Origin of the sequence: Streptomyces sp. NPDC006602 (assembly GCF_042870385.1) — a bacterium.
Lineage (GTDB): Bacteria > Actinomycetota > Actinomycetes > Streptomycetales > Streptomycetaceae > Streptomyces.
This window is the reverse complement of sequence record NZ_JBIAHG010000006.1, coordinates 117,729-144,184: the sequence shown is the minus strand read 5'-3', so window position 1 is coordinate 144,184 and position 26,456 is coordinate 117,729. Positions and strand designations below refer to the sequence as shown.

Here is a 26,456-nt window from a genome sequence, read left to right as displayed (position 1 = left end):
GGACGGGCTGAAATCAGACGGGAACGGGAAGGGGCGGCGGGGGCGAGACCCACCCTCACCCCTACGCCGTAGCCGCCCGCGACCCCGCTGAAGTCGTCGCCGCTGTCAGGGGCTTGGCGATGTCCTCCAGGGAGCGGCGTTCCGCTCGTACCCCGAGGAATGCCGCGACGAGGCCGGCCGCGCACATCAGGGCCGCGCCGATCTGGAAGGCGAGGACCGTGTCGCCGACCTTGCCGGTGCCGGTGAGGTCGGCGAAGAGGATGGGGCCGCTGATGCCGCCGGCGGCGGTGCCGAGGGCGTAGAAGAAGGCGATGGACATGGCGCGGGTCTCCATCGGGAAGACCTCGGAGACCGTCAGGTAGGCGCTCGACGCGCCCGCGGAGGCGAAGAACAGCACCGCGCACCAGCAGGCGGTCAGCGTGGACGCGCTGAGGGACCCGCGGTCGAAGAGCCAGGCGGTGCCGAAGAGCAGGAGGCCCGAGAGCAGGTAGGTCGACGAGATCATCACCTTGCGGCCGATCGTGTCGAACAGCTTGCCCAGCAGCAGCGGGCCGCAGAAGTTGCCGACGGCGATGACGGCGAAGTAGTAGCCGGTGTCGCCGGTCGGGACGTCGTAGAACGCCGTCAGGATCGCGCCGAAGCCGAAGGTGATCGCGTTGTAGAGGAAGGCCTGGCCGATGAAGAGGGAGAAGCCGAGGACCGCCCGCCTGCGGTAGTCGGAGAAGACCGTGCGGCCGATCTCCAGGAAGGTGACGCTGCGGCGCTGGTGGATGGTGATCTCACCCTCGGGCCTCGCCAGCGGCTCGCCCTTCTCCACCGCGACCCGCTCCTCTATGGAGGAGACGATCCGTTCCGCCTCCTCGTCCCTGCCGTGGATCAGCAGCCAGCGTGGGCTCTCCGGGACATGACGTCGTACGAGGAGGATCACCAGGGCGAGGACGGCGCCCAGGGCGAAGGTCAGCCGCCAGCCGACGTTCGCCGGGAAGATGTCGGTGTTCAGCGCGACGATCGACAGCAGCGAGCCGCCGACCGCGCCCAGCCAGAAGCTGCCGTTGATCATCAGGTCGACGCGGCCGCGGTACTCCTTGGGGATCAGTTCGTCGATCGCGGAGTTGATGGCCGCGTACTCGCCGCCGATGCCGAAACCGGTCAGGAAGCGGAAGGCGAAGAACCACCAGGTGTCGAAGGCGATCGAGGTGAGCGCGGTCGCCGCGAGATACACCGCCAGGGTGATCATGAAGAGCTTTTTGCGGCCCCAGATGTCCGTCAGGCGGCCCCAGAAGAGGGCACCTAAGCAGGCGCCGGCCACGTAAAGCGCGGCGGCGATGCCGGTCACCTGGCCGGAGCTGATCGGCAGTCCGCTGCCGGGTTCGGACAGGCGGCCCGCGATGTTGCCGACGACGGTGACTTCGAGGCCGTCGAGGATCCACACGGTGCCGAGTCCGATGACGATCGTCCAGTGCCAGCGTGACCACGGGAGGCGGTCGAGGCGGGCGGGGATGTCGGTCGTCACGGTTCGGCCTGTCTCGGCCTGCGCGGTGGTCATGGGCTCCCTCCTCGTTGAGCGAGAACCCGGATCGGGTGCCCTGGACGAAGGGGGCTACGCCCGCGCTACGCCCCCAGCGCCCGCGACACCACGTAGATCAACAACCCCACCAGCGAACCGACCACCGTGCCGTTGATCCGGATGAACTGCAGGTCACGGCCGATGTTCGCCTCGATCTTCTTCGTCGTGTGCTCGGCGTCCCAGCCGGCCACGGTGTCGGTGATCAGGGAGGTGATCTCCTTGCGGTAGGTGGTGACGACGTACACCGCCGCGCCCTCCACCCAGCCGTTCACCTTGGCCTGCACCTTCGGGTCGACGGCCATCCGCGCGCCCAGGGACAGCAGGGAGGCGCGGACGCGCAGCCGCAGCTCGCTGCGCTCGTCCTCGGCGGCCGAGACGATCATGGAGCGTACGGCGGTCCAGGCGGAGGCGATCAGGTCCTGGACCTCGCCACGGCCCAGCACCTCGCCCTTGAGCCGCTCGACACGCGTGCGCGTGTCGGTGTCGGACTGGAGGTCGGAGGCGAAGTCGGTGAGGAAGCGGTCGAGGGCGCCGCGGGCGGGGTGGGAAGGCATGTCCCGCATCTCCGCGCAGAAGCGCAGCAGCTCCTTGTAGACGCGTTCGCCGACCTTCTTGTCGACGAACCTCGGCGTCCAGCCGGGCGCCCCGCCCTGTACGGCGTCCATCACGGAGTCGCTGTGCAGGACCAGCCAGTCGTGCGCGCGGGCGACGACCAGGTCGACGGCACGACGATGCCCGCCGTCCGCGACGATCTTCTCCAGCATCTTGCCCACGCCGGGCGCGATCTCCTGCGCGTCGGCCCTTCTGGTGATCGCCTCGCCGACCACCGCCTGGACGTCCGAGTCGCGGAGCACGGTCAGCGCGCCCCTGAGCGCGGCCGACAGCTCGGCGGTCACCCGGTCGGCGTGCTCGGGGTCCGCCAGCCACGCGCCGAGCCGGCTTCCTATGCCGACGGCCCGCAGCCGTTGTCGTACGACGTCCTCGGAGAGGAAGTTCTCCCCGACGAATTCGCCCAGCGACACCCCCAGCTGGTCCTTCTTGGTGGGGATGATCGCGGTGTGCGGGATGGGCAGGCCGAGCGGGTGCCGGAAGAGGGCGGTGACCGCGAACCAGTCGGCCATCGCACCGACCATGCCGGCCTCGGCGGCCGCGGCGACATAGCCCGCCCAGGCGCTGGCGCCCTGGTGGGACGCCGTTTCGGCGAGGACGTAGACGACCGCGACGAACAGCAGCATGCCGGTCGCGGTGAGCTTCATCCGGCGTACGCCGCGTTGTTTCTCCTTGTCGGCCTCGCTGAACGTGTTCATGGCGCGGTTCGTGAAGCCGCCGGGCCGGGCATGCTGCCCTTCGGCACCGATTGATCCCGTTTCCGTACGTTCCATCCGCTCCACCCGTTCGGTGATCCCTCACACATTGTCCCTTCCTGACCGACTCCTGGAACGGAACGAGAGTTCCCGGCGTCTGTCCGGTCGGGGGAACGCGGTGAGGTCCTGCCGGTCTTCCCCGACCCATGGATCATCATGGGCTCATCAGATCGGAGCCTCGGGCTCCCATCGCCCGAGGAGAACAACACCGCATGACCCGGCGTCATGGATACGCCCTGCTCGCCGCGATCCTCTCCATGATCGTGGCCCTGTCCGCCGCCATCTATGTCGGAGTGGCGACCGACGCCGGCACGAACGACCGGACCACGCTGGCCGGCCCCCGCGCCCCCCACAACTCCGCCGCCCCCGCCTCCACCGGCGTCTGGGTCGGCACCTGGTCCGCCTCCCCCGTCGGCGGCGAACCCGGCACCGAGACCGACGGCATGGCGGGCCGCTCGGTGCGCAACGTCGTCCACGCGAGCATCGGCGGTACGAGTGCCCGCATCACCCTGTCCAATCTCTACGGCCAGTCGCCGCTGACCATCACACACGCGTCGATCGCCCTCGCGGCCGGCCGCAAAACCGCCGAGGCGGCCGCTCAGACCATGCGGCGCCTGACCTTCGGCGGCAACACCCTCGCCGTCGTCCCGGCCGGACAGCAGGTGCTCAGCGACGCCGTCGCCCTGCGTATCCCGGCGGGCAGCGACGTCCTGGTCACCACCTACTCCCCCGCCCTCTCCGGCCCGGTCACCTACCACCCGCGCGCCCGCCAGATCTCCTACGCCGCCGTCGGCGACGCCACCAAGGACGTCACCGGGGCCGCGTACACCGAGCAGACCGAGTACTGGCGTTACCTCACCGCGGTGGACGTGCTGAGCGACGAGGCCGAGGGCACCGTCGTCGCCTTCGGCGACTCGCTCACCGACGGCGTTGGTTCCACCAAGAACGCCAACCACCGCTGGACCGACCTCCTCGCGCAGCGGCTGCGCGCGGCGATCGAGGCGGGCCGGGACGTGCCCCGCTACAGCGTCGTCAACCAGGGCATCGGCGGCAACCAGGTCCTCGCCGACGGCCTCGGCCTCCCCCACTCCCGGCTTCCCTCGAGCGGCGGGACCCCCATCGCCGAGAACCAGGCCGGCGTCGACCGCTTCGCCCGGGACGTCCTCGGCCGTCCGAACGTCAAGATCGTCGTCATCGACCTCGGCATCAACGACATCCTGCGCAACCCTCGGCTGGCCGACCCCGACGCGATCCTCGACGGCCTGCGCGCCATGGTCGGCCAGGCCCACGCCCGCAGCATCAAGGTCATCGGCGCCACCCTGATGCCCTTCGGCGGCCACCGCGGCTACACCGACGCCCGCGAGACCGTACGCCGGCAGATCAACGCGGAGATCCGCGCGGGCAAGGTCTACGACGCCGTCGTCGACTTCGACAAGGCCGTCCGTGACCCCTACAACCCGCGCAAGTTCCGCTCCTACTACGACTCGGGCGACCACCTCCACCCCAGCGACAAGGGCTACGAACGGATGGCCGCGACCTTCGACCTGACCGACCTGAACGGCGCGGCACCGGCGAAACTGTGACACCGGACCGGACCGGGGATCCGGGCGCTGAGGGGGCTGGTTTCGGCCGTGCGCCGGGTGCGGGGGCGTGGGGGCTGGTCGCGCAGTTCCCCGCGCCCCTGAAGGGCATCCACTCACCCGGGTCGAGGGGCCCGGGCCCGGCAGGCGGTGGTGGTCCGGGCACTGAAGGGGCTGGTTTCGGGCGTGTGCCGGGTGCGGGTGGGCGGGGGCTGGTCGCGCAGTTCCCCGCGCCCCTGAGGGTGGGCGTAGGCGTCAGTGCTCTCGGTGCCTGCGGCGGTCCCGTTCCTGGCGGCGCTCACGGCGCTCACGGCTGCGGTCACGCAGCAGGTCGTGGTGGCCTTCGAGCATCCTGCGGTGGGCGTCGTGGACGTCGTCCCGGTAGGACTCGTCCAACTCCCGCCGCGTCGCCTTGCGGTCCAGCTTCTCCTGGTGGCGCTCCTCCCTCTGGCGTTGCCGCTCGGCCCGCGTGAGCTTGCGCTCCACGCCGACGCCGCCCCAGAAGGCGAAGCCCGTCACGATCACGCGCGGGGCGTCCGGGTCGCCCGGCACACCCTCCTCGCGCTGGTCGAAGCCGCCCATGATGCCGATGCCGCGCACGACGACCTCGACGCCGGGCGGCACGACCACCTGCATCCCGCCCATGATGGCGACGCAGTTGATCTCGACCTCGCCGGCCGCGAAGTTCGCCTCACGCAGATCGATCTCGCCGCCGCCCCAGAAGGCGAAGCAGTTGAACCGCTTCGGCACCGTCCAGCGCCCCTTGCGCTGGAAGCCCGACATGACGGCCACGGCCCACGTCGACGACCCCTCGCCGCCGACGATCCGCCCCGCCCAACTCCCGCCCTGCGCGGGCTCCTTGCTCATCGATATCCCAGGAGCGGGCGCGGCGCCCGCGCCGGACGGCAGGTCACGGGTGATCGGCGCGAGTTCGCCGTACGTACGCGCCTGGTACGTCGCGTCCAGCCGTTCCTCGAACTCCTCCATGTCGAGGCGCCCCTCCGCGAGGGCGTCCCGCAGGACCTCGGCGACTCGTTCACGATCGGCGTCGGAGGCGCGCAGCTCCGGGGCATCCTCGGTCATACCCGCCAGCCTACGAGTTCCTGGCCACCGGCACTACGGCAGCCGCTGTGCGGTCGCTATGCCGTCGCCGCCCGCTCCACGTACATCTTCGCGATCACCGCCTCGATGTCCGGCTCCCGCACGGACAGGTCCACCAGCGGATACTCCGCCGCGATCCGCGCCACCAGCGGCGCCGCCGACGCCGCCGCCGGGAACGCCAGCCACTGCCGGGGCCCGTCCACCTTCACCACCCGCGCGGGCGGCGGCGCCTCGATCGGCGGCAGTTCGCGCTCCAGGTCGACCACCAGGATCCGCTCGCTCTCCCCCGCCTCGTGCAGACCGGTGAGCGGACCGTCGTACACCAGACGCCCGTGGTCGATGACCATCACCCGCGAGCACAACTGCTCGATGTCCTGCAGGTCGTGCGTGGTCAGCAGCACCGTCGTGCCGTTCTCGGTGTTCAACTCCCGTAGGAACTCCCGCACCTTGGCCTTCGACACGACGTCGAGCCCGATCGTCGGCTCGTCGAGGTACAGCACCTCCGGATCGTGCAGCAGCGCCGCCGCGATGTCCCCGCGCATCCGCTGACCGAGCGAGAGCTGCCGCACCGGCACGTCCAACAGCTCGCCGAGTTCGAGGAGTTCGACGAGACGGTCGAGATTCTCGCGGTAACGGCCGTCCGGGATGCGGTACATGCGGTGCATCAGCCGGTAGGAGTCGATCAGCGGAAGGTCCCACCACAGCGTCGTACGCTGCCCGAACACCACCCCGATCCGATGCGCCAGCCGCGCCCGCTCCCGGGACGGGTCGATGCCCGCGACCCGCAGCCGACCACCGCTCGGCGTCAGGATGCCGGTGAGCATCTTGATCGTCGTCGACTTCCCGGCACCGTTCGGACCGATGTAACCGACCATCTCGCCACGCGGCACGGTGAACGAGATCGAGTCGACCGCCCGCACCTCACGCCGCTCCCGCTTCAGGAAGCCGGTCTTCTTCCGCACGTCGAAGACCTTCTCGACGCGGTCCAGTTCGATGAACGCACGGTCCACTTCCAGCTCCCTGCACTCCGATTTCCAGCTCCCTGTACTCCGCTACGACTTTCTGGCTCCCCGAACCTTCTAGCTCCCCGTACTCCGATACGACCGAAGCCCCGCCCGCCACACCACACCCGCCAGCGCACAGCACACCCCCGCCACCAGCGGCGACGCGAACGCCGTCCACTGCGGCAGCCCGAGCGGCAGCGGCCGCCCCAACACATAGGCGGCGGGCACCCAGTTGACGAAGGCGAGCGGCAGCACGAAGGTCACCCCCCGCACCAGGTCCTTCGCGAAGATGGTGGGCGGATACTGCAACAGCGTCGTACCGCCGTACGTGAACGCGTTCTGCACCTCGGAGGCGTCCTGCGCCACGAACTGGAAGGCCGCACCCCCGACGAACACAGCGCAGAAGATCCCGGCGCCGCCCAGCACCATCACCGGCATCAACACCAGCTTGAGCGGCGTCCACTGCAGGTCCACCTCGATCAGCGCATAACCCAGCACCAGCGCCCCCTGAGTCACCCGGCCGAGCCGCCGCAACCCGAACCGGTCGGCGGCCACCTGCGCCAGCACCGGCACCGGCCGCACGAGCAGCGTGTCGAGCGTGCCGTCACGCACCCGCCGGCCCAGCCGGTCCATCGAACCGATCGCCAGGTCGGCGAGCCCGAAGGACACCGAGGACAGGCCGTACAGGAAGGCGACCTCGGGCAGCGGATAGCCGCCGAGGGCGTCCACCTGCGAGAACATCAGCAGGATCGCGACGAAGTCGAGCGCGGTCGCCGCGAAGTTACCGACCGTGGTCATGATGAAGGAGGCCCGGTAGGCCATCGTGGAGCGAATCCACATCGCCGCGATCAGACAGTACGTCCGCACACCCTCCGCGAGCCGGCCCATCGGGACCGCGTCCGCCCGCCACCCGTCCTCAGCCACCCTGAACCACCACCCGCCGCGTCGCCATGACCTGCACCATCCGCCCCACGGCCAGCAACGCCACCGCCCAGCCGGCCTGGAAGAGATACGTCCCCCACGGATCCGCCTCCCCCAGCAGCACGTCCGCGGGCGCCTGCAACAGCGACGACCAGGGCAGAGCCCGGACGACCTCGCCGAGCGCCCCCGGGAAGACGTTCAGCGGAAAGAGCATCCCCGAACAGAAGAACCCGACGAGCCACGCCATCTGCACCACACCCGTCCCGTCCAGCAGCCAGAACGCACTCAACGCCACCAGGAACCGGATGCCGTACCCCACCACCATCGCCAGCAGCACCGCGAACAGGAAGGCACACCACGTCGACACGTCACCGGGCACCGCCGCCGGGAAGACCAGCACCCCGAACACGAACGGCACCACTCCCCGCCCCACCAACTGGAACAGCGCCCGCCCCAGGTCCGCGGCCAGCCACCACAGTTGGAGATCCGCCGGCCGGTAGAGGTCGATCGCGATGTCGCCCGTCCGGATGCGCTCCATCAGCTCGTCCTCGACCCCGCCACCCCCGATCGCCAGCGTCGACAGCAGCGCCTGCCCCACCCACACATAGGTGACCGCCTGCGCCTGGTCGTACCCCCCGAGATGCGGCCGCTCGTCCCACAGCGCCAGATACGTGTAGACCAGGATCAGCCCGAAGACGGTGTTGGTGAACACCCCCGCCGCCGTCGCCACCCGATACGTCGCGTACCGTCGAAAACACCCCGCCGCGACCGCCGCGTACAACCGCGCCGTATCCACGGCACACCGCCCTCCTCGTCCGACCGACCCCGCTCGGCACCGAAGCGCAGGAGCCTAGTCCGCAGGCTGTGGGCCACGCCACGCATTTTCCGGGCAAGCGCGTGCCGATTGCCGGGAACGGAACGCGTGGTGCGAGAGTCTTCAACTGGGGGCGCACAAGGCGTACTAGACGTACGGGAACGTAAGACGCGAAACAGGAGTCCGTGCACGACATGAGCGACGAGCCGCAGCCGCAGCAGCCGACCCAGGGCTGGGCGCCGAGAGAGCCGGAAGCGGCCGCCGAACCACCGGCCAAGCCCAAGCGGCCCAAGCGCACCGGCTGGCGGCGGATCATCCCCACCTGGCGCATGGTGCTCGGCACCTTCCTCATCGGCGTGCTGCTCCTGGCCGGCCTGTTCTTCCTCGGCTACTCCATGGTCAAGATCCCGGCCGCCAACGCCTTCGCCACCAAGCAGAGCAACGTCTACCTCTACGCCGACGGCAGCCAGCTCGCCCGCGACGGCGAGGTCAACCGCGAGAACGTCAGCCTCGCCCAGATCTCCAAGGACGCCCAGCACTCCGTCCTGGCCGCCGAGGACCGCGACTTCTACTCCGAGTCCGCCATCGACCCCAAGGCGATGCTCCGCGCCGGATGGAACACCGCGACCGGCAAGGGCAAGCAGTCCGGCTCCACGATCACCCAGCAGTACGTCAAGAACTACTACCTGGCCCAGGAACAGACCGTCACCCGCAAGGTGAAGGAGTTCTTCATCTCGATCAAGCTGGACCGCACCGAGAGCAAGGACCAGATCCTCGAGGGCTACCTCAACACCAGCTACTTCGGCCGCAACGCCTACGGCATCCAGGCCGCCGCCCAGGCCTACTACGGCATCGACGCCACCGACCTGGACGCGGCCAAGGGCGCCTACCTCGCCGCACTGCTCAACGCGCCCAGCGAGTACGACGTCGTCGCCCACCCCGAGAACAAGGCCGCAGCCCAGGCCCGCTGGAACTACGTCCTCGACGGCATGGTCACCAAGGGCTGGCTCAGCGCCTCCGACCGCGCCGGCACGAAGTTCCCCATGCCCAAGGAAGCCACCGTCTCCACCGGCATGTCAGGGCAGCGCGGCTACATCGTCGACGCGATCAAGGACTACCTCACCGAGAACAAGATCCTCGACAAGGACCAGCTCGCCGTCGGCGGCTACCGCATCACCACCACCCTGCAGAAGACCAAGCAGAACGCCTTCGTCGACGCCGTCAACGACCAGCTGATGGACAAGCTCGACAAGAAGAACCGCAAGGTCGACACGTACGTCCGCGCCGGCGGCGCCGCCGTCGACCCGAAGACCGGCAAGGTCGTCGCCATGTACGGCGGCATCGACTACGTGAAGCAGTACACGAACAACGCCACCCGCGGCGACTTCCAGGTCGGCTCCACCTTCAAGCCGTTCGTGTTCACCGCCGCCGTCCAGAACGACTCCGTGACGCAGGACGGCCGCACGATCACCCCGAACACCATCTACGACGGCACCAACCAGCGGCCCATCGTGGGCTGGGACGGCGGCACCTACGCCCCCGAGAACGAGGACCAGGGCTCGTACGGCAACATCACCGTCCGCGAGGCCACCGACAAGTCCGTCAACTCGGTGTACGCGCAGATGGCCGTCGACGTCGGCTCCGACAAGGTCAAGCAGACCGCGATCGACCTCGGCATCCCCGCGAACACCCCCGACCTGACCGCGTCCCCGTCCATCGCGCTCGGCCCGTCCACCGCCAGCGTCCTCGACATGGCCGAGGCCTACGCCACCCTCGCCAACCACGGCCGGCACGGCACGTACACGATGATCGAGAAGATCACCAAGGACGGCACGAACGCGATCGAGCTGCCGGCGAAGAAGACCGGCCAAGCCGTCAGCCGCGAAGCCGCCGACACCACCACCTCCATCCTGCAGAGCGTCGTCGAGGGCGGCACCGCCACCGCCGCCCAGGCCGCCGGCCGCCCCGCCGCGGGCAAGACCGGCACCGCCGAGGAAGACACCGCCGCCTGGTTCGCCGGCTACACCCCCGACCTCGCCACCGTCGTCTCCGTCATGGGCCAGGACCCGGTGACGGCCGCGCACAAGTCCCTGTACGGCGCGATGGGCCTGCAGCGGATCAACGGCGGCGGGGCGCCCACCGAGATCTGGGCACAGTTCACCAAGGACGCCCTCAAGGACGAGCCGGTCACGGACTTCGACCTCGAACTCCAGCCGGGCGCCGACGTGGTCCAGCCCCCCGTCACCGACGTCCCGACCGACCCCGGCACGGCCGACGAGAACACCGGCGGCACGACGGGAGACACCACCGGCGGCCAGGACACCGAAGGCCAGACGGAGGGACAGACCGGCGACCCCAGCACCGGCACCACCGACGGCACCACCGGAGACACGACCACGGGCGGCACCACCGGCACCACCACCACCGGCGGCGACACCACCACCGACGGCGGCACGACGGACGGCACCACCGGAGACACCGACGGCGGCGACACGGCCACCGGCGGCACCACGGGCGACACGACCGGCGGCGACACCGGAGGCACGACGGGCGGCGCGACGACCGGGGTGGGCCCGCAACTCACCACAAGGAGACAGTGACCGCGCACAAAAAGGGGCTGGTGACGACGGTCACCAGCCCCTCTTCCTTTGCCGCTGCTCTCCGGATACAGGCCGCTTGTTCTACAGATACAGGCCGGTCGAGTCCTCGGACCCCTCGAACCGGTCCGCGGCCACCGCGTGCAGATCACGCTCACGCATGAGCACGTACGCGATGCCCCGCACCTCCACCTCGGCCCGGTCCTCCGGATCGAACAGCACCCGGTCACCCGGCTCCACCGTCCGCACGTTCTGCCCCACCGCGACGACCTCCGCCCACGCCAGCCGACGACCGACGGCCGCGGTGGCCGGAATCAGAATCCCGCCACCGGAACGCCGCTCGCCCTCGCCGGCGTCCTGCCGCACGAGTACACGGTCGTGCAGCATCCGGATGGGCAGTTTGTCGTGCTGGATGCTGTGCTCGTTCTTCTTGGCGCTCACGCCACGAACCTACCTGTCTTCGCCGACCCCGGAGGCCGGTGGGTCAGCCCTCACTCAGCCCCTGCGCCGCCGGGTCCCCAGGGCGAGCAGCCCCACAACCCCGACGACCACGAGCGCGACCGGCACGACCCGCTCCAGCCGAGGCGCGCCCACCTCGTCGACGAACTGGGCCTTGACGTCCGTCACGACCCTGTTGACCCCGACGTAGGCCCGCCCGAGGGTGTGATCGATATTGGAGGCGACCTTGGCCTTCGCATCGCCCACGATCGTCTTCGGGTGCACCCGCACCCCGATCTCGTCGAGCGTGTCGGCCAGCAATTCGCGGCGGCGCTTGATGTCCGCCTCGATCTGCGCCGGGGTTCTCGTGTCCGACGTGTCCGCCACCGTACGGCCTCCGAAGTCAGCTGATGCTTGTTCTGGACAGTCTGTCAGCTCGACGCCGGATCGCGCCCTCAGGACCCCCCGTTACGCTAGACCGATGAGCGAGCGACTCCAGCCCGGGGACGTGGCCCCCGCCTTCACCCTCCCCGACGCCGACGGCAACCCGGTGTCCCTGTCCGACCACAAGGGCCGCAAGGTCATCGTCTACTTCTACCCCGCGGCCCTCACCCCCGGCTGCACCAAGCAGGCGTGCGACTTCACGGACAACCTCGAGCTGCTGGCCGGCGCGGGCTACGACGTCATCGGCATCTCCCCCGACAAGCCGGAGAAGCTGGCCAAGTTCCGCGAGAAGGAATCCCTGAAGATCACCCTCCTCGCCGACCCCGACAAAACCGTCACCGAGGCCTACGCCGCCTACGGCGAGAAGAAGAACTACGGCAAGACCTACATGGGCGTCATCCGCTCCACGATCGTCGTGGACGAGGACGGCAAGGTCGACCGCGCCCTGTACAACGTCCGCGCGACGGGCCACGTGGCGAAGATCATCAAGGACTTGGGTATCTGAACGAGATCCACACGTCGGGAGTCAGGTCGGGCCGCTCGGGCACCGGCCTGGCCTCCTCGCTCCACGCATCCCCGGCAAGCTCGACGGCCACCCGCCGCCAGAACCGCACGGCACCGGTGTTCACGTCCTGAAAGGGAATCTCCCACTCCCCCGGATGCCGGGCAACCACCTCCCGTATGCCCCGAAGCCCCACCCCACTCCTCCGCGCCGCCCGCACGACAAAGAAACTGTTGAGCACCCGGGTCGGACTGCTGAGCCCCCGCACGAACGCGAACCCGACGGGATGCTCGCCGAGAGCGAAGAGATACGGCGCCCAGTCGACGTCACCGGAAAACGCAGCCTCCAACCGCTCACTACGGAACGTCCCGTCGGGGTTGGGCAGTTGCCCCCCGAACTCGGACAGGTCATGCCGGAAGAGAAGCCAGAGGCGTTCGACGGCGGGGCGATCGGCGGGGGTTGCTGGTCGGACGATCAGTTCTGAGGTCATGGTCATGAAAAAAGCCTCCCGAACGGACAAGCGTCCTACCCGGAAGGCCTCACTGTGATCCACAGCATATCAGCAGACAGAGCGTGACTGTCCGATAACCGGTTCGTTACTCCGTGCAGGTCACGAACGTGTGGCCGACACGAGGGGGTAGTGGACGTGCAGAACCCATACGGCAAGGAACAGCTCGCATCAGCCGTAGCCGAGGCCCGCAACTGGACCGATCTCATGCGACGGCTCGGCCTCAGGACGAGCGGAGGACAGCGGCGTGTACTGCAGGAGAAGGTTGCGGAGCACGGGCTCGACACGAGCCACTTCGTCAAGCGCAGCCCTTGGCGCAAGTACCCGGACGCCGCCATCGCAGAAGCTGCTACTTCGTCGTCGTCGCTACGTGAAGTAGCACTCAAGCTGGGTGCCACCCCGGCTACCGGAACCCTTTCCCACATTAGGCGTCGCATCAGCGCCGCAGGCATCGACATCAGCCACTTCCCTGGCCTGAATCGCGCCGAACTGGACTTGCCCTTCACTCTCGAGGAACTGAGAGCGGCGGCGGCAGGTGCCACCAGCGTGCGCGGCGTGGCTCGCGCCCTGGGCGTGCCGGACGACAGTCGGTCTCGTGCGACCCTGCACCGCATGCTGCGCGCCCGGCGCATCGACACCGAACACTTCTCACACCGACGTGTACCGATTCCCGATGGCAGGCTCCGTGACCTCGTGCAGCACTCCACCAGCTACGCCGATGTGATGCGCGGTCTCGACCTGGACGTCAACGACACGAATCACCGGCGGGTCCGGCGAGCGGCGGCTCGACTCGGCCTCGACACGAGCCACTTCACACGCAGGGCATGGGGGCGGCCGGAACGTCAGGCACCCGCACCCACCGCCTACCGAGTTCTCGTCGTACTCCCCGATCACGCCGGGCGGACCAACAGGGCTCAACTCCACCGTGCACTGACCGAGATCGGAGTGCCCTACGCATGTGAAACCTGCGGCAACACGGGCGAGTGGCTTGGCCAGCCGATCACTTTGCAGATCGACCATGTCAACGGGGAGTGGCGCGACAACCGTCGCGAGAATCTGCGATACCTGTGCCCTAACTGCCATGCGCTGACAGAGACGTGGTGCCGACAGAAAGAGAGAACGCCGCTCGCCGGATAGCTGTGCATCCCCGTACACTTGCAGCCGCCCGTCATGCTCGACGACGGGCGGCTAGCGGCCTTGGCGGAACGGCAGACGCCTCGCGTTTAGGGCGCGATGGGAGCAATCCCGTGAGGGTTCGAATCCCTCAGGCCGCACTCACCTTCACTTGCAAGGTCCGGCTTGCGACTTCCGCAATCCGGACCTTGCTGGTAGGCACTCCTCACCCCAACAACTCCCGGACCACCGGCACCAACGCCCGGAACGCCTCCCCCCGATGGCTGATCGCGTTCTTCTCCTCCGCGCTCAGTTCGGCGCACGTCCGCGTCTCGCCCTCCGGCTGGAGGATCGGGTCGTAGCCGAAGCCGTTCGTGCCGACCGGAGCGTGTCGCAGCACCCCCCGCAGCTGCCCCTCAACCACCCGCTCCGTGCCGTCCGGCAACGCCAGCGCCGCCGCGCAGGCGAAATGCGCGCCTCGATGCTCGTCGGCGATGTCGGACAGCTGGGCCAGCAACAGCTCCAGGTTGGCCTTGTCGTCGCCGTGGCGGCCCGCCCAGCGGGCGGAGAAGATGCCGGGGGCGCCGTTGAGGACGTCCACGCAGAGGCCGGAGTCGTCGGCCACGGCGGGCAGGCCTGTCGCCTGGGCAAGGGCGTGGGCCTTGAGCAGGGCGTTCTCCGCGAAGGTGACGCCTGTTTCCTTGACGTCGGGGACGTCGGGGTAGGCGTCGGCGCCCACGAGGTCGTGAGGTAGGCCGGCGTCGGCGAGGATCGTGCGGAGTTCGGTGATTTTTCCGGCGTTGCGGGTGGCGAGGATCAGGCGGGTCATGGGGTTCAGTATCCCGGCCCCATGGCCCTCGCTGCTTCCCGGTTTCCCGGGTGACCTACGGGGTGCAGACCTTCGTCAGTTCGCCCGCCGCGTCCGTGATCGGGCTGAGGTCGGGGGTGTTGTCGCCGTTCTCGACGGAGGTGCGGACGTTGGTGACGGCCTGGTTCAGGTCGTTGACGGCCTTGTTGACGTCGGCGTTGTCGGTCTTGTCGCCTATTTCGTCGAGGTTCTTGTCGATGGAGTCGAGGGACTCCTCCAGCTGCGTCGGGTCGTTCGACGCGTTCTCCACGGCCTGCTGGAGGTCGGTGACGCTGTCGGCGATGGCGTCGGCGGTCTGGACGCAGTCCATTGCCTTGCTCACGGCGTCGCAGCCGGTGGTGAGGCCGGCCGTCAGTCCGACGGCGGCCACCGCGGCAACGATGGCGATTCGGCGACTTGGGCGGCGTCGGCTCGCGGCCATGGATCTGTTCCCTCCCGTTGGCAGGGCCCCAGGTCGTGTCCCGGTCGGCCCTCATGATGGCCGGGCGCACAGCGGTGAGCCGTACGCCCGTACCCGTAGTGACGCGAGGACGGTCGGCGGGGTTGCGCCTGGCGGCCGTCCTTCTTGGTGCGTCCTTTACTTTTCGAGGACCGTATCAAGTGCCTTGCCCTGCAAGGCCGCCAGGTCGGTGCAGCCGGCGACGGCGAGGTCGAGGAGGGCGTTGAGTTCGTCGCGGGCGAAGGGTTCGGCTTCGGCGGTGCCCTGGACCTCGACGAAGCGTCCGTCGCCGGTGCAGACGACGTTCATGTCGGTCTCGGCGCGGACGTCCTCCTCGTAGCAGAGGTCCAGGAGCGGGACTCCTCCTACGATGCCGACCGAGACCGCGCTGACCGTGCCGGTCAGGGGCTGGCGGCCGGCTTTGATGAGCTTTTTGCCCTGGGCCCAGGTGATGGCGTCGGCGAGCGCCACGTAGGCGCCGGTGATCGCTGCCGTGCGGGTGCCGCCGTCCGCCTGCAGGACGTCGCAGTCGAGGACGATGGTGTTCTCGCCGAGGGCCTTGTAGTCGATGACCGCGCGCAGGGAGCGGCCGATGAGGCGGCTGATCTCGTGGGTGCGGCCGCCGATCTTGCCGCGGACGGATTCGCGGTCGCCGCGGGTGTTGGTGGCGCGGGGGAGCATCGAGTACTCGGCGGTGACCCAGCCCTCGCCGCTGCCCTTGCGCCAGCGGGGGACGCCTTCGGTGACGGAGGCGGTGCAGAAGACCTTCGTGTCGCCGAAGGAGACGAGGACGGAGCCCTCGGCGTGCTTGCTCCAGCCGCGTTCGATGGTGACCGGGCGGAGTTGTTCGGGGGTGCGGCCGTCGATTCGAGACATGGCCTTGAGCCTAGCCGTACATGTGGAAGGGGCCCCTCCCGCGGTGGGAATGGGCCCCTGTCGAGTGAGCGCGCGGCCTTTGCGGGCGCGCGGGTTCACATCAGGTCTTCGATCTCCGCGGCGATGGGGTCGGCGTCGGTGCCGATGACGACCTGGATGGCGGTGCCCATCTTGACGACGCCGTGGGCGCCGGCGGCCTTCAGGGCGGCTTCGTCGACCTTGCTCGCGTCGATGACTTCGGTCCGGAGGCGGGTGATGCAGCCTTCGATCTCTTCGATGTTGTCGATGCCGCCGAGCCCGGCAACGATCTTCTCAGCCTTACTGGCCATGTTCTCTCTCCCTGGTCCGAACCGGTTGTGGTGGTGACCCACCGTGGCTTTCCCGTCACGGGAATCGTGGGTTCCTTATGCGTCCTTCATCGTGCTACAACAGGTCTACACCACTGAGTGGTGTAGACCACCACCCGATGGAGGAAGTATGAGTTCCGCCACCGCCACGGCGCCACCCGCGAAGAAGCGGGGATCCGGCCTGTTCCAGGGCCTGCAGAAGGTCGGCCGCAGCCTACAGCTCCCTATTGCCGTGTTGCCGGCTGCGGGTCTGCTGCTGCGTTTCGGCCAGCCCGACGTTTTCGGCAAGGACGGCCTCGGCTGGGACAAGGTCGCGGCCGTGTTCGCCACCGCCGGTGGCGCCCTCTTCGACAACCTGCCGCTGCTGTTCTGTATCGGTGTCGCGATCGGTTTCGCCAAGAAGTCCGACGGCTCGACCGCGCTGGCCGCTCTGGTCGGTTTCCTGGTCTACAGCAACGTCCTGAAGGCCTTCCCGGTCACCGAGGCCAAGGTGCAGGCCGGCGCGGACATAGCCGCGACCTACAACAACCCCGGTGTCCTCGGCGGCATCATCATGGGTCTGCTGTCCGCCGTGCTGTGGCAGCGCTTCCACCGCACCAGGCTGGTGGACTGGCTCGGCTTCTTCAACGGCCGTCGGCTGGTGCCGATCATCATGGCCCTCGTGGGCACCGTCATGGGCGTCTTCTTCGGCCTGGTGTGGGAGCCGATCGGTGAGGTCATCGCCGACTTCGGCGAGTGGATGACCGGCCTCGGCGCCTTCGGCGCCGCTCTGTTCGGTCTCATCAACCGCGCGCTGATCCCCATCGGCATGCACCAGTTCGTCAACACCGTCTCCTGGTTCCAGATCGGTGACTTCAAGGACGCGGCGGGCGAGATCGTCCACGGCGACCTGAACCGCTTCTTCGCCGGTGACCCGTCCGCCGGCCTGTTCATGACCGGCTTCTTCCCGATCATGATGTTCGGTCTGCCGGCTGCCGCGCTCGCAATCGCCCACTCCGCCCGCCCCGAGCGCCGCAAGGCCGTGATGGGCATGATGATGTCGCTCGCGCTGACCTCCTTCATGACCGGTGTGACCGAGCCGATCGAGTTCTCGTTCATGTTCATCGCCCCGGTGCTGTACGCGATCCACGCGGTCCTGACGGCCCTGTCCATGGCGGTCACCTGGGCACTCGGCGTCCACGCGGGCTTCACCTTCTCCGCAGGCGCCATCGACTACGGGCTGAACTGGAACCTGGCCACCAAGCCCTGGCTGATCATCCCGATCGGCCTGGTCTTCGGCGCTATCTACTACGTCGTCTTCCGCTTCGCCATCACCAAGTTCGACCTCCCCACCCCGGGCCGTGAGCCCGAGGAGGAGGTCGAGGACCTCACCAAGGCGTGAGAGCCGCGGCCGTAGCAGGCGTACGGCATGACGAGGGCCCCGGATCCGAACAGGTTCCGGGGCCCTCGTGCACGTACACGCACCTACGAAGCTTCAGATCTCGTACGACTTCCTCGGCGCCGCCAGTTCCACCGGACCGTCGTACGCCGCGCGGGCGTCGGCCAGGTTGATCTGGGGGTCGGTCCACGGGGGGATGTGGGTGAGGACCAGGCGGCGGGCTCTTGCCCGGCTCGCTGTCTCGCCCGCCTCGCGGCCGTTGAGGTGCAGGTCGGGGATGCTCTCCTTGCCGTACGTGAAGGCGGCTTCGCACAGGAAGAGGTCGGTGTCGCGGGCGAGTTCGTCCAGGGCGGGGCTGATGCCGGTGTCGCCGGAGTACGTCAGGGACTTGCCGGCGTGCTCGACGCGGATGCCGTACGCCTCGACGGGGTGGGCCACGCGTTCGGTGTGGACCGTGAACGGGCCGAGGTCGAAGGTGGACGGCTTGACCGTGTGGAAGTCGAAGACCTCGCTCATGGAGGAGGCGGTGGGAGTGTCCGCGTAGGCCGTGGTGAGGCGGTGCTCGGTGCCCTCGGGGCCGTAGACCGGGATCGGGTCGCAGCGGCCGCCGTCGTGGCGGTAGTAGCGCGCGACGAAGTACGCGCACATGTCGATGCAGTGGTCGGCGTGCAGGTGGCTGAGGAAGATCGCGTCGAGGTCGTAGAGACCGCAGTGGCGCTGCAGCTCGCCAAGGGCGCCGTTGCCCATGTCGAGAAGCAGCCGGAAGCCGTCGGCCTCGACGAGGTAGCTCGAGCAGGCCGATTCCGCGGACGGGAACGACCCCGAGCAGCCGACGACGGTGAGCTTCATAAAGCAGAAACCTCCGCTGGCGGGAACTTTTCTGGGAAGGAGACGGGGGTCGTGCGGTTTGTCGAGCGTAAGGCGCAAAACTCGCGGTCGCTCCTCCACCAGGGGCTGTTGTGGGCGAACTCACCTGTGGTGTCACCGGTTCGGCTGGACCGGGGGCGCGTGCGGCGCGAGGAAGGGCGCGCGGGGTGATGGCGCGCCGGTAACGTCATGGCCATGGATACGTCCTGGTGGCTGGCGCTCGCGGCGCTGGTCCTGCTCGCGGTGGTCGCCACGCTCGTCGACGGCTGGGGGCGCGGCCGGCGTCCCGCGGGGCGGCGGACCCGGCCGCCGGGGCGTCCGACGGGGCCGGCCGGGCGGGGCGGGACACGGCCGCGGCCTGCGGAGATCTGGTGGGCGAACGTGCCGTACGAGGACGGGCCGGGGGGCAAGGACCGGCCCTGTCTGGTGCTGGTGGTGCACGGTGAGCGGGCGACCGTCGCGAAGATCACCAGCAAGTACCACGACGAGCGGGGCGGGGTGATCCCGTTGCCGCCGGGTGCCGTGGGTGATGCCCACGGGCGCGCGAGCTTCCTGGAGACGGAGGAGCTGCGCGAGGTGCCGGTGTGGGAGTTCCGGCGGAGGGTGGGGGTGGTGGACCCGGTCCTGTGGGACCAGGTCCGTCACCTGGCTACCTGAGGGCTGCGCATCATAAGGGGCTCACGCCCAGAGCTGGCCCTGGAGGGTCTCGATGGCCTCTTCCGTGGTGGCGGCCGTGTAGACACCCGTGGACAGGTACTTCCAGCCGCCGTCGGCGACGACGAACACGATGTCCGCGCTCTCGCCCGCCTTGACGGCCTTGTTGCCGACGCCGATCGCCGCGTGCAGGGCGGCGCCGGTGGAGACGCCCGCGAAGATGCCCTCTTGCTGGAGGAGCTCGCGGGTGCGGGTGACCGCGTCGGCGGAGCCGACGGAGAAGCGGGTGGTGAGGACGGAGGCGTCGTACAGCTCGGGTACGAAGCCTTCGTCGAGGTTGCGCAGGCCGTAGACCAGGTCGTCGTAGCGCGGCTCGGCGGCGACGATCTTGACGTCCGGCTTGTTCTCGCGGAGGAAGCGGCCGACGCCCATCAGGGTGCCGGTGGTGCCGAGGCCCGCGACGAAGTGGGTGACCGAGGGGAGGTCCGCCAGGATCTCCGGGCCCGTCGTCGCATAGTGGGCGCCGGCGTTGTCCGGGTTGCCGTACTGGTAGAGCATCACCCAGTCGGGGTGCTCGGCGGAGAGCTCCTTGGCGACCCGTACGGCGGTGTTGGAGCCGCCCGCGGCGGGCGACGGGATGATCTCGGCGCCCCACATGCCGAGCAGTTCACGGCGTTCCTGCGAGGTGTTCTCGGGCATCACGCACACCATGCGGTAGCCCTTGAGCTTGGCGGCCATGGCGAGGGAGATGCCGGTGTTGCCGCTGGTCGGTTCGAGGATCGTGCAGCCCGGGGTCAGGCGGCCGTCCTTCTCGGCCTGCTCGATCATGTGCAGGGCGGGGCGGTCCTTGACCGAGCCGGTCGGGTTGCGGTCCTCGAGCTTCGCCCAGATGCGGACGTCGGCGGACGGCGAGAGCCGCGGCAGGCGCACCAGAGGGGTGTTGCCCACCGCGGCCAGCGGGGAGTCGTAACGCATGGGGGCAGCGGGCCTTAGACCATGCCGCCGGCCACGGCCGGCAGGATCGTGATGCTGTCGCCGTCGGTGAGCTTGGTGTTGATGCCGTCGAGGAAGCGGACGTCCTCGTCGTTCAGGTAGACGTTGACGAAGCGGCGCAGTTCGCCGCCGTCCACGATGCGGGCCTGGATGCCCGTGTGCCGGGCCTCGAGGTCGGCGAAGAGCTCGGTGAGGGTGTCCCCGGTGCCCTCCACGGCCTTCTGGCCGTCGGTGTACTGGCGGAGGATGGTCGGGATGCGGACCTCGATGGCCATGGCTCAGGGCTCCTGTCGGAAGGTGTCTGGTCGGTGGGCGCGCGGCAGCGCTGTACAGCGGGGTGGTGCTCATCAGGCGCCGCGGCTCACGGCCGTACGGCGGCAGGGCAGCGTCAACAGATGGCGCTGGCGAGCCTGCACAGGTCGACGTGCAGCCGCGCCACGAGCAGCATGCCCGGCGTCTTTTCGCTCACGTCGTGGGAAACCATGGGCTCATCGTATCGATTCCCGGTCGGGGTCCCGGAATGTGATCCCACATGCTGGACCAATTCCGGCCGGGGAGTGAGACCGCACTGCTCAGGCCGAGGCGCGCGGGACCGACCGGGCCTGTGCGACGACGGAAAGCGGCGATCAGTAGGCCTCGACGACCTTGATCTCCTCCTCGGTCACCTCGCCCTCGACGATCCGGTAGGAGCGGAACTGGAAGGGGCCCGCCTCGTCGGTGTCCGCGGTCGAGACGAGGACGTAGTGCGCGCCGGGTTCGTTGGCGTAGGAGATGTCGGTGCGGGACGGGTAGGCCTCGGTTGCCGTGTGGGAGTGGTAGATGACCACCGGCTCCTCGTCGCGGTCGTCCATCTCGCGGTAGAGCTTGAGCAGGTCCTGGGAGTCGAACTCGTAGAAGGTGGGCGAGCGGGCGGCGTTCAGCATGGGGATGAAGCGCTCGGGGCGGCCGGTGCCCGCCGGGCCCGCCACCACGCCGCACGCCTCATCGGGGTGGTCCTCGCGCGCGTGGGCGACGATCTGGTCGAACAGGGCCTGGGTGATGGTCAGCATGCTGGTCAGGATAAGCAGAAGGGCCGCCCCGTACCGAAGGGTGGTACGGGGCGGCCCACATGGTGGGCGGGCGGGTCGGCCGACCTTGTGGAAGTCCTCAGCCGATCTTCTGGAAGTCCTGCTCGGGGCGTGCCGCGATGTGCGGGTTGCGGCTCTTCAGGATCGCCCAGCCGATGCCCAGCGCGGCGGCCCAGACGGCCATCACGTACAGGCAGATGCGGGAGTCGGCGTCGTAGGCGATCAGGCCGGTGACGAAGAGCAGGAAGGCGATCGCGACGTACGAGCACTTGGAGCCGCCCGGCGCCGGGAAGGGTGAGGCGGGCAGGCGGCCGGCGTCGACGGCGCGGCGGTACAGGACGTGGCTGATCAGGATCATGAGCCAGGTCCAGATGCCGGCCGCGGTGGCCACCGAGGTGACGTAGGCGAAGGCCTTCTCCGGGACGACGTAGTTCAGGACCACGCCGATGCCCATGAAGGCGACGGAGACCGCGATGCCGAGGGCGGGGGTCTTGGTCGAGGACAGCTTCCTGAAGGCCGCGGGGGCCTCGCCGCTGTCGGCCAGGTTCCTGAGCATGCGGCCGGTGGAGTACATGCCGGAGTTGCAGGAGGACAGGGCGGCCGTCAGCACGACGAAGTTGACGATGCCGGCGCCCGCCGGGATGCCGATCTTGGCGAAGGCCTCGACGAAGGGGCTCACTCCTGGCGCGAACTCTGTCCACTTGACCACGCACAGGATGACGGTGAGGGCGCCGACGTAGAAGAGCGCGATGCGCCAGGGCAGGGTGTTGATCGCCTTGGGGAGGGTCTTCTCCGGATCCTCGGACTCGCCGGCGGTGACGCCGACCAGCTCGACGGCGAGGTAGGCGAACATGACGCCCTGCAGGGTCATCAGGGACGAGCCGATGCCCTTGGGGAAGAAGCCGTCGAAGGCCCAGAGGTTGGAGACGGCCGCGGTGTCTCCGGCGCTGCTGAAGCCGAAGGTGAGCACGCCGAGGCCGATCACGATCATGCCGATGAGGGCGGTGACCTTGACCATCGAGAACCAGAACTCCAGCTCGCCGAAGAGCTTCACGGAGATCAGGTTGACCCCGAAGAGGATCACCAGGAAGACCAGGGCCGTCACCCATTGCGGGATGTGCGGGAACCAGTAGTTGACGTAGATCGCGGCGGCCGTCAGCTCGGCCATGCCGGTGACCACCCACATCAGCCAGTACGTCCAGCCGGTGAAGTAGCCGAAGAACGGGCCGAGGAACTCGCGGGAGTACTCCGCGAAGGAGCCCGATACCGGGCGGTAGAGCAGGAGTTCGCCGAGTGCCCGCATGATGAAGAAGATGATCACGCCTGCGAGGGCGTACATGAAGATGAGGCTGGGCCCGGCCTTGGCGATGTTCGCTCCGGCGCCCAGGAAGAGGCCGACGCCGATGGCGCCGCCGATCGCGATCATCTGGACCTGGCGGCTGCCGAGTCCGCGTTCGTACCCCTCTCCCTCGGGGGTCTGCTCCGTGTCGACCTGCGCTGAGGTCATGTGTGATGCGCCTTCCTCCATGCCGGCCCGGGCCTCTCGTCGGCCTCGGAGCGGCGTCCGATCCCCCCCGGATTGATGGAGCTGAGCGGGCCTCGCGGGCCCGCTCGTGCCTGGCCGACGATCTGTCGGCTCGGTGGCGCACCCGGCCGAACATACGGGTGGTGTTCGCCGGGCGGTCGTGCAGATTTATCACGACCGCAATGCTGATCACCTGAGCGACGTGTGGCGCAGCACACAGGGAGAGTCGGACAAAAGCCACCCTGGAGGGGCATAGGCGTCCGTCACGGTGACGTGATCGTTATCCGGATTTGAGCGTCCTCTGAGCGAACACGGAATCGTCACAAGTCAGGGCATGAGTGTCGAAACGAGAGACTCCTGGAGCCCACCCAGCCACAGATACGCCATCACCATCGGCTTGCGCGGGTCCTCGTCCGGGAGGCGGTAGAGGAGGTCGGTGTCCTCCTCGTCCGAGATGTCCAGCCGGGAGCCGATCGCCAGGCGCAGGTCGTTGAGGGCGCTGAGCCACTGCTGGGACTGCTCCGGCGACAGCTTGAGGAGGACGGACCCGCCCTCGCCCGCGGCACTGAGCTCGTCCAGGGTGCGGATCACCGTGAGGGCGTTGTCGCGCTTGCCGGCCCGCAGGTCGTTCTCCGTGTAGCGGCGGAACTCGGAGGAGTACGCCCGCTGCTCCTCGGCCTCCTTGGGCCCCGGGGTGCCCTCCGGATCGCTGTAGGCGTCCGGGAAGAGGCGGAGCAGGACGGGGTCGGCGGGCGGCTCGCTCGGGCCGTCGGCGAACAGCTCGGCGAGCGGGTCGTCGGGGGCGTCCTCGGCGGGGCCGGGGCCGATGAGTTCCAGGAGCTGGACGGCCAGCGACCGGATGATGGAGATCTCTACGTCGTCGAGAGCGACGGCCGCGCCGCCGCCGGGGAGCGGTTCGAATTGTCCTGGCATGGAGAGAGTTCGCTACTTCCGGTCCTGCGGGCGGCTGGGTCGGGTCATTTCCGGTCCTGCTGGAGCGTGGCCCACAGGCCGTAGCCGTGCATGGCCTGCACGTCGCGTTCCATCTCCTCGCGGCTGCCGCTGGACACCACCGCCCGGCCCTTGTGGTGGACGTCGAGCATGAGCTTGGTGGCCTTGTCCTTGGAGTAGCCGAAGTACGACTGGAAGACGTACGTCACGTAGCTCATGAGGTTGACGGGGTCGTTGTGGACGATGGTGACCCAGGGGACGTCCGGCTCGGGGACGGCGAAGACCTCTTCCGCCGACTCGGTGCGTTCGATCTCTACGGGAGCGGGTGACGTCACATGGCCCATGCTGCCATCGGAGGGGGGCGATCGCACAAATCAACTCCCTAAATCGTCAGAGTGACGAGATGGGAGTACCCTTCGTTGCCATGAACACAGCGGACCTTGGGCTGCCGGAAGAAGGGCGCGAAGCGCTTCCTCAGAAGGGTGGTGGTGGGCGACGGGTGGGCGTTCCCTCGACAGCGCTCTTCACGGACCAGTACGAGCTCACGATGCTGCAGGCCGCGCTGAAGGCGGGTACCGCCGAACGGCGCAGCGTGTTCGAGGTCTTCACCCGGCGGTTGCCGGAGGGGCGACGCTACGGCGTGGTCGCGGGCACCGGCCGGGTGCTGGACGCGATCGAGAACTTCCGTTTCGACGCGGACGTCCTCGGCTTCCTGCGCGAAGGCGGCATCGTCGACGACCAGACTCTGGACTGGCTCGCCTCCTACCGCTTCTCCGGTGACGTCTGGGGCTATCCGGAGGGCGAGGTGTACTTCCCGGGCTCGCCGATCATGCGGGTCGAGGGCTCCTTCGCCGAGTGCGTGCTGCTGGAGACCGTGATCCTGTCGATCCTCAACCACGACTCGGCGATCGCCGCGGCCGCCTCCCGGATGTCCTCCGCCGCCGGCGAGCGCCCCCTGATCGAGATGGGCGCCCGCCGCACCCACGAGCTCGCAGCGGTCGCCGCCGCGCGCGCCGCGTACGTAGGCGGCTTCACCACCACCTCCGACCTGGCGGCGGGCTTCCGCTACGGCATCCCCACCGTCGGCACCTCCGCGCACGCCTTCACCCTCCTGCACGACCACGAGCGGGACGCCTTCCAGGCCCAGGTGAACTCGCTGGGGCGGGGCACGACGCTGCTCGTGGACACGTACGACGTCACCGAGGCCGTCCGGACGGCCGTCGAGGTCGCCGGACCCGAGCTGGGCGCGGTGCGCATCGACTCCGGTGACCTGCTGCTGGTCGCGTACCGGGTGCGGCAGCAGTTGGACGAGCTGGGCGCCACGGACACCCGGATCATCGTGACCTCCGACCTCGACGAGTACGCCATCGCCTCGCTCGCGGCGGCGCCCGTCGACGCGTACGGCGTCGGCACCCAGCTGGTGACCGGCTCGGGGCACCCGACGGCCTCGATGGTCTACAAGCTGGTCGCGCGCGCCGAGACCTCCGACCCGAAGGCGCCGCTGGTGCCGGTGGCGAAGAAGTCGTCCGGCGGCAAGACGTCCATCGGCGGCCGCAAGTGGGCCGCGCGGCGCCTGGACGCGTACGGGGTCGCGGAGGCCGAGGTCGTCGGCACCGGGCCGGTGCCGGGTGAACTCGCCGACCGGCAGCTGCTGGTGGAGTTGGTGAAGGGCGGCGAGGTCGTCGCGCGGGAGCCGCTGGACGTCGTACGCGACCGGCATGCTGCCGCCCGGGCCGGACTGCCGCTGTCGGCTACGCAGTTGTCGCGCGGAGAGCCGGTCATTCCGACGGAGTACGTGCACGGGCACTCGGGTAGCTAAAGCTGGTGCCGTGCTTCACGCTCCGCCGTGCCCCCTCCCGCCCCGCCCCACAAGTCCGTAGGCTCGGAAGTTCACCGGCCGGGCCCGCATCCCTTCCCGACCCCATAGTCGAAGGACATCGACCATGCGCCGCGCCTTGATCGTCGTTGACGTGCAGAACGACTTCTGCGAAGGGGGCAGTCTCGCGGTGTCCGGGGGTGCCGATGTGGCCGCCGCCGTCACCGAACTGATCGGGCAGGCGGCCGGTTCCGGCTACCAGCACGTGGTGGCCACCCGCGACCACCACATCGCCCCGGGCGGCCACTTCGCCGACAACCCCGACTACACGCACTCCTGGCCCGCGCACTGCGTCGCCGGCACCGAGGGCGTCGGCTTCCACCCGAACTTCGCCCCGGCCGTCGCCTCCGGCGCGGTCGACGCCGTCTTCGACAAGGGGGCGTACGCGGCGGCCTACAGCGGCTTCGAGGGCGCCGACGAGAACGGCGTGAAGATGGCCGACTGGCTGCGCGCCCGGCAGGTCGAGGAGGTCGACGTCGTGGGCATCGCGACCGACCACTGTGTCCGCGCCACCGCCCTGGACGCCGCCCGCGAGGGCTTCCGCACGCAGGTGCTGCTCGACCTCACCGCCGGGGTGGCCGAGGAGACCACCGAGCGGGCGCTTGAGGAGATGCGGGAGGCGGGCGTGGAACTGAACGGAAAGCCGATCGTCTAGAAACACC

The 26,456-nt window shown here is 69.0% G+C and carries 29 protein-coding genes and 1 tRNA gene; 9 read left to right on the top strand and 21 right to left on the bottom strand.

Annotated features, from left to right (window positions below; genetic code table 11):
• Nucleotides 1-61 precede the first annotated feature (61 nt).
• Both ACFYO2_RS18550 and ACFYO2_RS18545 read right to left on the bottom strand, forming a co-directional pair.
• The gene (locus ACFYO2_RS18550; RefSeq protein WP_388349862.1) at nucleotides 62-1,546 is read right to left on the bottom strand and encodes an MFS transporter; all 1,485 of its coding nucleotides are present in this window, start codon (nucleotides 1,544-1,546) and stop codon (nucleotides 62-64) included.
• A 65-nt stretch (nucleotides 1,547-1,611) separates the two neighbouring features.
• Entirely contained in the window at nucleotides 1,612-2,949 is a 1,338-nt protein-coding gene (locus tag ACFYO2_RS18545) for a DUF445 domain-containing protein (protein WP_388349860.1), read from the bottom strand.
• A 194-nt stretch (nucleotides 2,950-3,143) separates the two neighbouring features.
• On the opposite strand from ACFYO2_RS18545, the gene ACFYO2_RS18540 reads away from it, so the two are divergent.
• Complete coding sequence (locus ACFYO2_RS18540) at nucleotides 3,144-4,514, top strand: SGNH/GDSL hydrolase family protein (RefSeq protein ID WP_388349858.1); 1,371 nt, start codon at nucleotides 3,144-3,146, stop codon at nucleotides 4,512-4,514.
• Between the two features lie 252 nt (nucleotides 4,515-4,766).
• Here the strand turns inward: ACFYO2_RS18540 and ACFYO2_RS18535 are convergent, their stop codons facing one another.
• From ACFYO2_RS18535 to ACFYO2_RS18520, 4 genes are all read right to left on the bottom strand, one after another.
• The gene (locus ACFYO2_RS18535) at nucleotides 4,767-5,594 is read right to left on the bottom strand and encodes a DUF1707 domain-containing protein (protein WP_388349856.1); all 828 of its coding nucleotides are present in this window, start codon (nucleotides 5,592-5,594) and stop codon (nucleotides 4,767-4,769) included.
• 56 nt (nucleotides 5,595-5,650) lie between these two features.
• The gene (locus tag ACFYO2_RS18530) at nucleotides 5,651-6,622 is read right to left on the bottom strand and encodes an ATP-binding cassette domain-containing protein (RefSeq protein ID WP_388349854.1); all 972 of its coding nucleotides are present in this window, start codon (nucleotides 6,620-6,622) and stop codon (nucleotides 5,651-5,653) included.
• 69 nt (nucleotides 6,623-6,691) lie between these two features.
• Nucleotides 6,692-7,504, bottom strand: a complete 813-nt coding sequence (locus tag ACFYO2_RS18525; protein WP_388350377.1) for an ABC transporter permease — start codon at nucleotides 7,502-7,504, stop codon at nucleotides 6,692-6,694.
• Nucleotides 7,505-7,532: 28 nt separating this feature from the next.
• The gene (locus ACFYO2_RS18520) at nucleotides 7,533-8,333 is read right to left on the bottom strand and encodes an ABC transporter permease (RefSeq protein ID WP_388349852.1); all 801 of its coding nucleotides are present in this window, start codon (nucleotides 8,331-8,333) and stop codon (nucleotides 7,533-7,535) included.
• A gap of 212 nt (nucleotides 8,334-8,545) precedes the next feature.
• Here ACFYO2_RS18520 and ACFYO2_RS18515 point away from each other — a divergent pair, with 212 nt between their 5' ends.
• The gene (locus tag ACFYO2_RS18515) at nucleotides 8,546-10,951 is read left to right on the top strand and encodes a transglycosylase domain-containing protein (protein ID WP_388349850.1); all 2,406 of its coding nucleotides are present in this window, start codon (nucleotides 8,546-8,548) and stop codon (nucleotides 10,949-10,951) included.
• Between the two features lie 81 nt (nucleotides 10,952-11,032).
• On the opposite strand, the gene ACFYO2_RS18510 is transcribed toward ACFYO2_RS18515, so the two are convergent.
• Nucleotides 11,033-11,389 (bottom strand): GroES family chaperonin, encoded by a 357-nt coding sequence (locus ACFYO2_RS18510; protein WP_388349848.1) that lies wholly within the window; start codon nucleotides 11,387-11,389, stop codon nucleotides 11,033-11,035.
• 54 nt (nucleotides 11,390-11,443) lie between these two features.
• Nucleotides 11,444-11,773: a DUF3618 domain-containing protein gene (locus tag ACFYO2_RS18505; RefSeq protein WP_388349846.1), complete on the bottom strand. Its 330-nt coding sequence runs from the start codon at nucleotides 11,771-11,773 to the stop codon at nucleotides 11,444-11,446.
• A gap of 94 nt (nucleotides 11,774-11,867) precedes the next feature.
• Here ACFYO2_RS18505 and bcp point away from each other — a divergent pair, with 94 nt between their 5' ends.
• Nucleotides 11,868-12,335: a thioredoxin-dependent thiol peroxidase gene (gene bcp / locus ACFYO2_RS18500; RefSeq protein WP_388349844.1), complete on the top strand. Its 468-nt coding sequence runs from the start codon at nucleotides 11,868-11,870 to the stop codon at nucleotides 12,333-12,335.
• Here bcp and ACFYO2_RS18495 read toward each other — a convergent pair.
• On the bottom strand, nucleotides 12,316-12,828 hold the full coding sequence (locus tag ACFYO2_RS18495) for a GNAT family N-acetyltransferase (protein WP_388349842.1): 513 nt from the start codon (nucleotides 12,826-12,828) through the stop codon (nucleotides 12,316-12,318). The genes bcp and ACFYO2_RS18495 overlap by 20 nt on opposite strands.
• Nucleotides 12,829-12,972: 144 nt before the next feature.
• Here ACFYO2_RS18495 and ACFYO2_RS18490 point away from each other — a divergent pair, with 144 nt between their 5' ends.
• Both ACFYO2_RS18490 and ACFYO2_RS18485 read left to right on the top strand, forming a co-directional pair.
• A complete protein-coding gene (locus ACFYO2_RS18490; protein ID WP_388349840.1) occupies nucleotides 12,973-13,977 on the top strand; it encodes an HNH endonuclease in 1,005 nt (334 codons plus the stop codon).
• A 54-nt stretch (nucleotides 13,978-14,031) separates the two neighbouring features.
• Nucleotides 14,032-14,114 (top strand) — tRNA-Leu (locus tag ACFYO2_RS18485).
• Between the two features lie 65 nt (nucleotides 14,115-14,179).
• Here ACFYO2_RS18485 and rdgB read toward each other — a convergent pair.
• The 4 genes from rdgB to ACFYO2_RS18465 form a co-directional block, all read right to left on the bottom strand.
• Entirely contained in the window at nucleotides 14,180-14,782 is a 603-nt protein-coding gene (gene rdgB / locus ACFYO2_RS18480) for an RdgB/HAM1 family non-canonical purine NTP pyrophosphatase (RefSeq protein WP_388349838.1), read from the bottom strand.
• Nucleotides 14,783-14,837: 55 nt separating this feature from the next.
• Nucleotides 14,838-15,242: a hypothetical protein gene (locus tag ACFYO2_RS18475; RefSeq protein ID WP_388349836.1), complete on the bottom strand. Its 405-nt coding sequence runs from the start codon at nucleotides 15,240-15,242 to the stop codon at nucleotides 14,838-14,840.
• Nucleotides 15,243-15,398: 156 nt separating this feature from the next.
• Nucleotides 15,399-16,136, bottom strand: a complete 738-nt coding sequence (gene rph / locus ACFYO2_RS18470) for a ribonuclease PH (protein ID WP_388349834.1) — start codon at nucleotides 16,134-16,136, stop codon at nucleotides 15,399-15,401.
• A gap of 95 nt (nucleotides 16,137-16,231) precedes the next feature.
• The gene (locus ACFYO2_RS18465) at nucleotides 16,232-16,465 is read right to left on the bottom strand and encodes a glucose PTS transporter subunit EIIB (protein WP_388349832.1); all 234 of its coding nucleotides are present in this window, start codon (nucleotides 16,463-16,465) and stop codon (nucleotides 16,232-16,234) included.
• Between the two features lie 148 nt (nucleotides 16,466-16,613).
• On the opposite strand from ACFYO2_RS18465, the gene ACFYO2_RS18460 reads away from it, so the two are divergent.
• A complete protein-coding gene (locus ACFYO2_RS18460) occupies nucleotides 16,614-17,864 on the top strand; it encodes a PTS transporter subunit EIIC (RefSeq protein WP_388349830.1) in 1,251 nt (416 codons plus the stop codon).
• A gap of 93 nt (nucleotides 17,865-17,957) precedes the next feature.
• Here ACFYO2_RS18460 and ACFYO2_RS18455 read toward each other — a convergent pair whose 3' ends face one another.
• Nucleotides 17,958-18,710, bottom strand: coding sequence for an MBL fold metallo-hydrolase (locus ACFYO2_RS18455; RefSeq protein ID WP_388349828.1), 753 nt, complete (start codon nucleotides 18,708-18,710; stop codon nucleotides 17,958-17,960).
• A 213-nt stretch (nucleotides 18,711-18,923) separates the two neighbouring features.
• On the opposite strand from ACFYO2_RS18455, the gene ACFYO2_RS18450 reads away from it, so the two are divergent.
• A complete protein-coding gene (locus tag ACFYO2_RS18450) occupies nucleotides 18,924-19,385 on the top strand; it encodes a type II toxin-antitoxin system PemK/MazF family toxin (RefSeq protein WP_388349826.1) in 462 nt (153 codons plus the stop codon).
• A gap of 21 nt (nucleotides 19,386-19,406) precedes the next feature.
• Here ACFYO2_RS18450 and ACFYO2_RS18445 read toward each other — a convergent pair whose 3' ends face one another.
• The 7 genes from ACFYO2_RS18445 to clpS all read right to left on the bottom strand — a co-directional run bounded on the left by ACFYO2_RS18445 (nucleotide 19,407) and on the right by clpS (nucleotide 24,262).
• Nucleotides 19,407-20,357 carry a PLP-dependent cysteine synthase family protein gene (locus ACFYO2_RS18445; protein ID WP_388349824.1) on the bottom strand — a complete coding sequence of 317 codons (951 nt, stop codon included), beginning with the start codon at nucleotides 20,355-20,357 and terminating at the stop codon, nucleotides 19,407-19,409.
• A gap of 14 nt (nucleotides 20,358-20,371) precedes the next feature.
• Nucleotides 20,372-20,650 (bottom strand): MoaD/ThiS family protein, encoded by a 279-nt coding sequence (locus ACFYO2_RS18440; RefSeq protein WP_388349822.1) that lies wholly within the window; start codon nucleotides 20,648-20,650, stop codon nucleotides 20,372-20,374.
• 113 nt (nucleotides 20,651-20,763) lie between these two features.
• Nucleotides 20,764-20,859, bottom strand: a complete 96-nt coding sequence (locus tag ACFYO2_RS18435; protein WP_019759525.1) for a putative leader peptide — start codon at nucleotides 20,857-20,859, stop codon at nucleotides 20,764-20,766.
• Nucleotides 20,860-21,001: 142 nt separating this feature from the next.
• Nucleotides 21,002-21,424, bottom strand: a complete 423-nt coding sequence (locus ACFYO2_RS18430) for a Mov34/MPN/PAD-1 family protein (protein WP_388349820.1) — start codon at nucleotides 21,422-21,424, stop codon at nucleotides 21,002-21,004.
• A 97-nt stretch (nucleotides 21,425-21,521) separates the two neighbouring features.
• Entirely contained in the window at nucleotides 21,522-22,949 is a 1,428-nt protein-coding gene (locus ACFYO2_RS18425; RefSeq protein WP_388349818.1) for an amino acid permease, read from the bottom strand.
• A gap of 345 nt (nucleotides 22,950-23,294) precedes the next feature.
• Nucleotides 23,295-23,900: a DUF2017 domain-containing protein gene (locus ACFYO2_RS18420; protein WP_388349817.1), complete on the bottom strand. Its 606-nt coding sequence runs from the start codon at nucleotides 23,898-23,900 to the stop codon at nucleotides 23,295-23,297.
• A 44-nt stretch (nucleotides 23,901-23,944) separates the two neighbouring features.
• The gene (gene clpS / locus ACFYO2_RS18415) at nucleotides 23,945-24,262 is read right to left on the bottom strand and encodes an ATP-dependent Clp protease adapter ClpS (protein ID WP_388349815.1); all 318 of its coding nucleotides are present in this window, start codon (nucleotides 24,260-24,262) and stop codon (nucleotides 23,945-23,947) included.
• A gap of 80 nt (nucleotides 24,263-24,342) precedes the next feature.
• Between clpS and ACFYO2_RS18410 the strand changes: the two genes are divergently transcribed.
• Together ACFYO2_RS18410 and ACFYO2_RS18405 are read left to right on the top strand one after the other, a co-directional pair.
• Nucleotides 24,343-25,737, top strand: coding sequence for a nicotinate phosphoribosyltransferase (locus tag ACFYO2_RS18410; protein WP_388349814.1), 1,395 nt, complete (start codon nucleotides 24,343-24,345; stop codon nucleotides 25,735-25,737).
• 124 nt (nucleotides 25,738-25,861) lie between these two features.
• Complete coding sequence (locus ACFYO2_RS18405) at nucleotides 25,862-26,449, top strand: nicotinamidase (protein WP_388349812.1); 588 nt, start codon at nucleotides 25,862-25,864, stop codon at nucleotides 26,447-26,449.
• The last annotated feature ends 7 nt before the right edge of the window (nucleotides 26,450-26,456 follow it).